This is a genomic window from Bacteroidales bacterium (genome assembly GCA_018334875.1).
In the GTDB taxonomy this organism is placed as follows: domain Bacteria; phylum Bacteroidota; class Bacteroidia; order Bacteroidales; family UBA12077; genus JAGXLC01.
On sequence record JAGXLC010000130.1, the window covers coordinates 1 to 10283 of the forward strand.

The following is a 10283-nucleotide window of genomic DNA, read 5'->3' on the forward strand; positions in this document are numbered from 1 at the left end:
AAAAGTGGATATTATCCACCGTAGCTCACCGAAAAAACATTCTAACAGCAAACTATCAGGGGAAACTCCCCTGTTTTTAATGAGCGAAGCTCACCTACGCTAAAGCTTCGGTGAGCGAAGGTGGAGCTGCCGGGAGTCGAACCCGGGTCCGGACAAGAAACCGAAATGGTTTCTACATGCTTAGCTCTTGTTTGAAGTTTCGGAAACAGCATGGTCAAGGGCAAAACCTTCACCGTTTCCTAGCCTCTGAAATTTTCACTTAAGCACCGAGGCAATGCTTAAGCTATACCAGCTTTACGGTGATACCTCTTGATCCGGGTGCGGCTGGCCAGCGCTCCCCGGAGAGGCAGCCCGCCCGCGACTTTTGTCTGCGGGTTAAGCGTTAATTCCGATTGTCACGGAATTACGCAGCGAGCGCGTAATTTTCGTTGTCACTTATTTGATCTGAGAATTGAGATTTACGAGCCAAATTCCCAACGCTCGACATGCTTCCATTTCGATTCATCTTACCGTCGATGCCACGTCAGCCCCATTTTTAATTTAACGCAAAGATATAAATTATATTATGGTTTGATGCATATTTCAAAGAAAAGGTATCCATTTACCCGTTTACTCCAATCAAACCTTAAATGTAACGATAAGTTTCCGGCAAGTATTTTACCCTGCATTAGAAACCCGTTATCTGGTATTTTACTTTTTTATTTCTTTCAAATTTCTGATGGTGGCCTGGGGATCCCGGGATTTGAATACGAAACTTCCGGCAACCAGCACATCAACACCTGCCTGGAGCAGTTGTCCGGCATTTTCTGAGGAAATACCCCCGTCTACTTCAATTAAGGCGTGTGATCCGGTATCCTGAATCAGCTTTTTCAGCTTTTGGATCTTTTTATAGGAGTGAGGGATGAATTTTTGTCCGCCAAATCCGGGGTTCACTGTCATAAGCAATACCAGGTCAACGTCGTGGATGATACTCTCGAGCGTATGAACAGGGGTGTGGGGGTTTAGGCAAACTCCTGCCTTCATCTTATTGGCATGGATTTGCTGTATATCTTTATGCAGGTGCGGACATGTTTCCATGTGAATTGTGAGGTTATTTGCTCCTGCTTCAGCAAATGCTTCTATGAATTGGGATGGTTGCTCCATCATCAGATGCACATCCAGCGGTTTTTGGGCATGTTGTTTTACTGCCTTTAAAACAGGCAGCCCAAAAGATATATTGGGAACAAAAACACCGTCCATTACATCAAAATGAATCCAGTCTGCCTGACTATTGTTGAGCATTTCAATGTCTCTTTGAAGATTGGCGAAATCTGCCGATAGTATTGAGGGAGCTACAAGATGTTCCATTTTTTTCATCTTTTTGAAGACAAAAATAACCAAAAATATCATTTATTCATTATGTGAAGGTTTCATGAACTCTCTTAACACACTTGTGGCATAGGCTCCCTTTGGCAGGGTAAACCGGAGCCTGATCCCATCCTCCTCTTTTTCTGCCTGAACAGTGGGTATGATGATTCCCTGTCTTCTGGTACCATTCAACCGGGCGCTGAGTAGATCTTCCCATGTAATTTGATGATCTGTGAGTATTTGTTCTTCAAATGCCCCCGCCTCATCCCGGGCAGATTTCATTTTTTTTCCGAATATGGGTCCGGTATAACATATTTCCTTATTGGTAAGTCTTTCTTGTTCCATATCGGCATGCTCCACCACAAAAATTCCTCCTGTATCGTGTTTTTTTGCAACGTCTCCTTTCAGAATTTTTTCATAAAGCCCTTGTTGAATGCGTCTTGCTAAATAATGGTTAAAAAGGTTGCTTTGGTATGCTGAAAGAAGAAATCTCCTGAACCATTTATTGGGTTCTTTTCTTCTTCCCATCAGGATTTCATATCCTTTTTGGGCATTATTCCCTTCAATTCCAAATCGCTGATATCCATAATAATTTGGTAATCCTTTACGGTTTATGGTTTCTATGATGGGCCGGATATGTTCAATGGCTTGTTCAGGCGGATATTCAGGCCTGGTTATTTTGATGTTAAAAGCATTGGCCAGAAGATGCCCCTGTTTTATTTTTTTTCTGTGATAACTTAAATCATTTATTTTTAAGGGCAATTTTTCTTCCAATTGATAAGCCAGATCCTTATTTTCCTGGTCCTTTACCCATACACTGAAATATTGCGAAGCAACAGCATGTTTGTCCTTTATACCGGCAAAATTAACATCACGGGAACTGACCTGATATAGAGATGCCAGCGCCTTTTGAACTTCCCTGGTGGTAATTCCTTTTTTTGTAAGATGAATGAAAAGGTGTTCTCCTTCTCCAGCAGGTTTATAAACGGGAATCTCTTCCACGACAAAGTCTTCCGGAGTTTCCTTGATTGTTCCGCCAATACCTTCTATTCCTTTAGTGAGATACGGGAGACTGAAATCATTCCAGGCCATAAAACAAACAGATTTATTGTTACCTAATTTGGACAAGCCAAAACCAAACAGGATGCTTTCAAGGAATTTAATGTGTCTCCGTTTTGGCTTATCCAAATTAAAATTTTATAAAAAGCCTAAAGTTACGGAATTTCGAAGAAATGCAATCAATATGGAAGATTTTTATCCCAGATAGGATTTAAGGATTTTGTTTCTCGTGGTGTGTTTAAGCTTTTTGATGGCCTTTTCTTTTATTTGTCGCACTCTTTCCCGTGTAAGGTTGATTTTTTCACCAATTTCTTCGAGTGTAAAAGGATGTTTGTTTGCCAAACCATAATATAATTTGATGATGGTGGCTTCTCTTTCAGTAAGGGAGGAAAGCGCTCGTTCGATTTCTCTGTTAAGTGATTCATGCATCAGATTGTCATCGGGTGGCGGATTGTCATCACTTTCCATCACCTCGTACATACTGTCTTCATCTGCTTCGTTTAGGGGAGCATCCATGGATAAAGGTTTATTGGTGTGCTTTAGGGCTTCTTTAATTTCTTCGGGGGCCAGTTTCACCACCTTGGATATTTCCTGTAAGGAGGGTTCTCTTTCATGTTTTTGCTCCAGTTCGGTAAGGGTTTTGTTGATTTTGCTGATGGAGCCTATCTTGTTTAAGGGAATTCTGACGATTCTTGCCTGCTCGGCCAGGGCTTGAAGTATCGATTGTCTGATCCACCAAACTGCGTAAGATATGAATTTAAATCCGCGGGTTTCATCAAATCTTGTCGCTGCTTTGATTAAACCCAGATTTCCCTCGTTAATCAGGTCTGGAAGGCTGAGTCCCTGGTTTTGGTATTGCTTGGCTACTGAAACAACAAAGCGAAGGTTGCCTTTGATCAGTTTTTCCAGGGCTTCTTCATCATTATTTTTTCTAATCCTTCTCGCCAATTCACCTTCTTCCTCTGCCGATAATAAATTTTCCTTGCTTATATCGCAAAGATATTTGTCTATCGAAAGATCTTCACGATGAGTTACTTGTCTGATGATTTTAAGCTGTCTCATCTGTTAACATTTGGCGTGATTTTAAACGAAAAAACCCCTTGCTAAATTGTTAAAAATTATAAAAGTGAAGATAATCATTTCTATCCGAACAAAAAAATTTTTACATTTACCGAATAATATTTAAAATAATTTTCTGTTTTATTTTGGTATTTTCTATGAAATCTGTAATATTGCACCAGATTTCCAATAAGGTAATCAAGCATTTGCCCCTTTTTCCCAAATCAAACTAATGAATTTTACAGATAATTGAATTTATAACCTAATTTCCAATATTAACAAATTATGTACGACATTCTTGAATTGAATAAAAAATTAGTATCTGAGTTAAGACAGATTGCTAAGGAGTTGAATATTAAAAAAGCAGATTCACTGAGAAAGCAGGATTTGATTTACAAAATTCTGGATCAGCAGGCCATTAACGCTACAGAAGAGTCGAAATCAGAGAAAAAACCCTCAGAAAAAAAATCTTCAGGAAGAAAGAGTTCCAGGCAATCAAAAGAGTCTAAGCAATCCAAGGAATTTAAAGAGCCCAGACAGTCAGAAAAAGCGGAATCCTCAAAACAAAATGTACAACAGCAGGCTGAGGGCTCATCAGGGAAAAGTGGCCCCGAAAAACAGAGCGAGGTGCAAACCGATACCTTAGAACCTGAAGAGCCTGTTAAAGCAGAACAGGCCACCGAACAAACGGAGGAGAAGAAAGGAACCAACCAGAATAAGGAAAAATATTCGGAGGCTCAGCAGAAACGCAAACGTACACAGGACAGGAGCCAATATGAATTTGAAGGCATTATTTCAAATTCGGGTGTATTGGAAGTGATGCCCGATGGATATGGATTTTTACGTTCTGCTGAATACAATTATTTAAATAGCCCCGACGATATCTATGTTTCGCAATCACAGATAAAACTTTTCGGGCTTAAAACCGGAGATACGGTTGAAGGCACAATCCGTCCCCCAAAGGAGGGAGAGAAGTATTTCCCCCTGATTAAAGTACAAAAGATCAACGGCAGGAATCCGGATTTTATACGGGACAGGGTACCATTTGACTATCTCACACCGCTTTTCCCGGAACAAAAGTTTAAATTAACCACCAATACCGAACGGGATACTTTATCCTCCAGGATGGTGGATATGTTTGCTCCCATAGGTAAAGGACAAAGGGGCCTTATTGTGGCCCAGCCTAAGACCGGTAAGACGCTTTTATTAAGGGATATTGCAAATGCGATTGGTCATAATCATCCTGAGGCTTATATGATTGTGCTACTGATTGATGAAAGGCCGGAAGAGGTTACAGATATGGCACGAAATGTTAAAGGAGAAGTTATATCCTCTACATTTGACGAATCGGCTGAGAGGCATGTGCGTGTCGCCAATATTGTTCTTGAAAAAGCCAAAAAAATGGTCGAATGCGGTCATGATGTGGTGATATTACTGGATTCAATAACCCGGCTGGCACGGGCCTTTAATACAATATCCCCGGCTTCGGGAAAGATTCTTTCCGGTGGTGTGGATGCTAACGCCCTGCATAAGCCAAAAAGGTTTTTCGGTGCCGCCAGAAATATCGAAGAGGGAGGTTCACTGACCATCCTTGCAACAGCACTGACAGAGACCGGCTCCAAAATGGATGATGTGATATTTGAAGAATTTAAGGGAACAGGCAATATGGAACTTCAGCTTGACAGAAGGCTTTCCAACAGAAGGATCTTCCCTTCCATCGACATTACCATGTCGAGTACCCGAAGAGAAGAACTGTTGCTTGATGAGGAGGTACTGAATAAAGTTTGGATATTGAGAAATTATCTCACGGATATGACTTCTGTCGAAGCCATGGAATTCTTAAGAGATAAGATTGCTAAAACAAAAACAAACCAGGAATTCCTTATTTCCATGAACAGTGAATAATGTGAATTTATACAGGGTATAATTGTTTTTAAGAATGCGGACCATGGGGTTATGGTCCGCATTTTTTAGTGCGCCGTGCATGGCCGGTAAATTGACGGTGAAAGGCCGTTATTGGGGTTTGTGACTACCAACCATTATCCGCCATCTGGCGGAAAGGTGTTCACCGCGAGGTGTCCCTATCTCCCTGCTCGATTGTTTCTTTTTGAATATTAATGTGTTTTGTAGATTTAAATTGATAGATGATGATTTTCGTCACTTTATGAAGATCGACCCAAATTTTATTATATTTTTGTAGAGGTTAATTTAAGTTTAAAAATTAAGGAAAAAAAATGGCACAAAACAAGAGTTTTATAACTTGCGACGGGAATTATGCAGCGGCACATATTGCTTATATGTTTAGCGAAGTAGCTGCAATTTATCCCATTACCCCTTCCTCTCCAATGGCTGAATCTATTGATGAGTGGGCGGCTCACGGGAGGAAAAATATATTTGGAGATGAAGTACATGTAACGGAATTACAGTCAGAGGGTGGCGCTTCAGGTGCAGTTCACGGAGCACTGCAGGCTGGATCCCTCACCTCGACGTTTACTGCTTCTCAGGGTCTCCTGTTGATGATACCGAATATGTATAAGATTGCAGGAGAATTATTGCCTGGCGTATTCCATGTTAGTGCAAGAAGTGTTGCAACACAAGCATTATCAATATTTGGCGATCACAGCGATGTGATGGCTGCCAGGCAGACAGGTTTCGGCTTTCTGGCCAGCGGAAGTATTCAGGAAATAATGGATATAGCTGCTGTTGCTCATCTTACAGCTATCAAAACAAGAATTCCGTTTACTCACTTTTTTGACGGGTTTCGGAATTCTCATGAAATTCAGAAAGTGGAAGCGCTGAAAGAGGATCAACTTGCACACCTGGTTGATCATGAAGCACTTCAGAAATTCAGGGATGGTGCTTTGAATCCTGAACATCCGGTAACAAGGGGGACAGCGCAAAACCCCGACATATTCTTTCAGGCCCGTGAAGCCTGCAATAAATTTTACGAGCCGGTAGCCGATGTAGTGGACCATTATATGCAGGAAATTACCAAGTTGACGGGTAGGGAGTATCATCCGTTCACATTCTATGGAGCCGAGGATGCAGAACATGTGGTCGTGGCCATGGGCTCTGTTACTCAGGCTATTCGTGAAGTTGTGGATCACCTCAATAAAAAAGGCGAGAAGGTCGGTTTACTTAATGTGCATCTTTATAGACCTTTCTCAGAAAAGTATTTCTTTAAGGCACTTCCTGATACTGTAAAGCGCATTGCTGTTCTTGACAGAACAAAAGAACCCGGAGCCATGGGCGAACCGCTTTATCTGGATATCAGGAATCTGTTTTATGATAAACAACAGGCACCATTGATAGTTGGCGGCAGATATGGCTTAAGTTCTAAAGATACCAAGCCTTCAGATATAATGTCTGTATTTGAAAATCTGAAGCAAAAAGAGCCCAAAAACGGATTTACCATAGGTATAGTGGATGATGTAACCTATACTTCACTACCACAGCAGCCTGAAGTTAGCGTTGTGCCTGAAGGTACATTCGAAGGAAGATTCTATGGTATTGGAGGAGATGGAACCGTAGGAGCCAACAAGAATTCCATTAAAATTATCGGAGAAGCTACCGATAAATATGCACAGGGTTATTTTTCTTATGATTCCAAGAAATCAGGCGGATTCACGGTCTCACACCTGAGGTTCGGTGATCATCCGATTCGGTCTTCTTATTTAGTAAGCCATCCTGATTTTGTGGCTTGTCATGTTCCTGCATATCTTGAAAAATTTGATATGCTTGACGGCATTAAAGAGGGAGGTACCTTCCTGCTTAACAGTATTTGGGATGCTGAAGAGACCAAGAACAAACTTCCCAATAAGATAAAGAGACAACTTGCGGAAAAAAATGTCAATTTTTATATCATCAATGCGACCCAAATTGCCGGTGAGATTGGACTGGGAGGACGCACCAATACCATCATGCAGTCGGCTTTCTTTAAGGTGGCCGATGTCATTCCTTATGAACAGGCAGTTGATGAAATGAAGAAAGCAATTGTGAAGTCATTTGGAAAGAAAGGGGAAGATATTGTTAACATGAACCATCAGGCTGTTGACCGGGGTGGAGAAGTTGAAAAAATTGAAATTCCTGCTGAATGGAAGAATCTGGAGGAGAAGGAAAAAGAGGAGGCTACAAACGGTCTGCCAGAGTTCATCAAGAATGTGGCCATGCCGATTCATTCACAGAAAGGAGACCAGCTTCCGGTGAGCGCTTTTGTCGGCCGTGAAGACGGAACATTCCCGCCGGGTACTACGCAGTATGAAAAGCGGGGTGTAGCCGTTAATGTTCCCGAATGGATCCCGGAAAACTGCATACAATGTAATCAATGTGCTTATGTTTGCCCACATGCGGTGATACGCCCATTCCTGCTTACCGATGAGGAAGTTGATAATGCTCCGGAAGGAACCGCTACCATTAAAGGTAAAGGGCCAATTAAAGAATACAACTATCGCATCCAGACAAGTGTACTGGACTGTACCGGCTGTGGTGTATGTGTCGATATTTGTCCTTCAAAGGAAAAAGCACTTGTAATGAAACCTCTGGATGATCAAATGGATCAGGTAGAGAAGTGGGAGTACATGGATCAAAAGGTAGGTTATAAGGATACGGTGGTTCAAAAAGATAAGAATCTTAAGAACAGTCAATTCGCCGAACCCTTGTTTGAATTCCATGGAGCGTGCCCCGGTTGTGGTGAAACGCCCTATCTTAAAGTGGCTACCCAGCTCTTTGGCGACAGGATGATGATTGCCAATGCTACCGGCTGTTCTTCCATTTATGGAGGATCTGCTCCCTCTACACCTTATAAACCCGGTCGGGATGGCCGAGGTCCTGCATGGGCAAATTCCCTGTTTGAAGATAATGCCGAATATGGTTACGGAATGGCTGTAGGGGTTAATAAATTGCGAAGACGGATTGCCCGGAAGATGAATGAAGCTATGAATAATGGAATTTCAGAAGACACCCAGGCAGCCTTCAAGGAATGGATTGAAAGTAAAGAGGACGCAGAAAAGTCAAAAGAAGCTTCTGATAAGGTAATTGAAGCCCTGAAGAAGGAGAAAAGCCAGATTGCCAGCGATATTCTTGCACTTAAAGATTACCTGAGAAAACGCTCCGTCTGGCTTGTAGGCGGTGACGGATGGGCTTATGATATTGGATATGGGGGCCTGGATCATGTGATAGCTTCCGGTGAGGACGTTAATATCATGGTACTGGATACAGAGGTATATTCCAATACAGGCGGGCAGGCTTCTAAAGCAACACCTGCCGGTGCTGTAGCCAAATTTGCCGCCTCAGGTATGAAAACCCGCAAAAAAGACCTGGGTATGATGGCCATGAACTATGGCAATGTCTATGTTGCTCAGGTTTCCATGGGTGCCAGCCAAAACCAGTTCTTCAAGGTATTAAAGGAAGCTGAAGCCTATCCGGGTCCATCCCTGATTATCGCCTATTCACCTTGTATCAATCATGGTTTGAGAAGAGGCATGGATCAGATGATGGAAGAAGAAAAACAAGCTGTTAAGGTTGGCTTCTGGCATAATTACAGATACAATCCATTGCTTGAAAAAGAGGGTAAGAATCCGTTTGTGCTCGATTCAAAAGAACCTGATTTCAGCGGATTCCAGGATTTCCTGATGGGGGAAGTAAGATATACTGCTCTCAAGAAATCCTTCCCGCAACAGGCAGAAATCCTCTTTAAACAAGCCGAGGATGATGCCAGGTGGAGATACAACAAATACAAAAAACTTGCCCAGGAATAATTGGGAACATGCATCTTAATAAAAGAGGAGTAGGAGATTCCTGCTTCTCTTTTATTATTTTTATTTTAATTTTTTTGATTGAACTAATTTTTTTGTATTTTGTAGAAATTATCAAATTTAATTTTAAACATTATTATTATGCCAGATCTAAGTACCAAGTACCTCGGATTGAATTTAAAAAATCCCATTGTTGTTGGAGCAAACAATTTGTCGGCCGATCATAAAAAGTTGCATAAACTTGAAGAGGCCGGAGCTGCAGCAGTAGTTTATAAATCGCTTTTTGAAGAGCAGATTCAGTTGGAACGTGCTCAAATGGATGAAGAACTAACGGAATTCGATGAGCGGAGCCCGGAGATGGTCACTACGCATCCGACCGTTGAACATTCAGGTCCTGAAGAACATTTGCATAACCTGGAGAAAGCCAGGGAGGCGTTGGGTATTCCTTTGATTGCAAGTTTAAATGCTGTTTACAAAGAAACGTGGGTGGAGTATGTTAAAAAAATTGAAGAGACAGGTGTAGATGGATTGGAGCTTAATTTTTATCACATTCCCCATTCTTTTGACAAAGAAGGCCAATCTATAGAAAATCAACAGGTTGATATTTTGAATGAAATTAAGAAGAATGTTTCCATCCCTGTTAGTGTAAAATTGAGTCCTTTTTATACCAATGTATTGAATGTGATCCGGAAAATAGATGAAAGCGGGATCAATGGATTTGTCCTCTTCAACAGATTTTTTGAACCGGATATTAACGTTCAAAAGGAAGAACACAGGTTTCCTTTTAATTTAAGCAGCAAGGGGGATTATAAGTTACCCCTCCGCTATGCAGGTTTGCTCTACAATAATATTAATGGTGACATTTGTTCAAGTACCGGTATCTTCACCGGAGAGGATGTTATAAGAATGATTCTGGCAGGTGCCGATTGCACCCAGGTGGTCAGTACCATCTATATCAATAAATTTGAACAAATACAAAAAATGCTTGATGAAATCGACACATGGATGTCAGATAAAGGATACAATTCACTGGATGATTTTAGGGGTAAGCTTTCCAGGGATAAG

The 10283-nt window shown here is 41.5% G+C and carries 6 protein-coding genes and 1 other RNA gene; 3 read left to right on the forward strand and 4 right to left on the reverse strand.

All coding sequences use genetic code 11. The annotated features are described in order from the left end of the window. Positions 1 to 118: 118 nt before the first annotated feature. From ssrA to KGY70_11340, 4 genes are all read right to left on the reverse strand, one after another. Positions 119 to 531, reverse strand: a transfer-messenger RNA (tmRNA) gene (ssrA, locus tag KGY70_11325). A gap of 159 nt (positions 532 to 690) precedes the next feature. Further along, the gene (locus tag KGY70_11330; protein MBS3775771.1) at positions 691 to 1347 is read right to left on the reverse strand and encodes a ribulose-phosphate 3-epimerase; all 657 of its coding nucleotides are present in this window, start codon (positions 1345 to 1347) and stop codon (positions 691 to 693) included. Positions 1348 to 1389: 42 nt separating this feature from the next. Beyond that, positions 1390 to 2439 carry a tRNA pseudouridine(13) synthase TruD gene (locus KGY70_11335; protein ID MBS3775772.1) on the reverse strand — a complete coding sequence of 350 codons (1050 nt, stop codon included), beginning with the start codon at positions 2437 to 2439 and terminating at the stop codon, positions 1390 to 1392. A 162-nt stretch (positions 2440 to 2601) separates the two neighbouring features. Continuing rightward, positions 2602 to 3468 (reverse strand): sigma-70 family RNA polymerase sigma factor, encoded by an 867-nt coding sequence (locus tag KGY70_11340; GenBank protein ID MBS3775773.1) that lies wholly within the window; start codon positions 3466 to 3468, stop codon positions 2602 to 2604. A 282-nt stretch (positions 3469 to 3750) separates the two neighbouring features. Here KGY70_11340 and rho point away from each other — a divergent pair, with 282 nt between their 5' ends. The 3 genes from rho to KGY70_11355 all read left to right on the forward strand — a co-directional run. Then, positions 3751 to 5370, forward strand: a complete 1620-nt coding sequence (gene rho / locus KGY70_11345) for a transcription termination factor Rho (protein ID MBS3775774.1) — start codon at positions 3751 to 3753, stop codon at positions 5368 to 5370. Between the two features lie 329 nt (positions 5371 to 5699). After that, a complete protein-coding gene (gene nifJ / locus KGY70_11350; protein MBS3775775.1) occupies positions 5700 to 9221 on the forward strand; it encodes a pyruvate:ferredoxin (flavodoxin) oxidoreductase in 3522 nt (1173 codons plus the stop codon). Between the two features lie 138 nt (positions 9222 to 9359). After that, positions 9360 to 10283: dihydroorotate dehydrogenase-like protein (locus tag KGY70_11355; protein ID MBS3775776.1), on the forward strand; the 924-nt coding region annotated here is incomplete at its 3' end.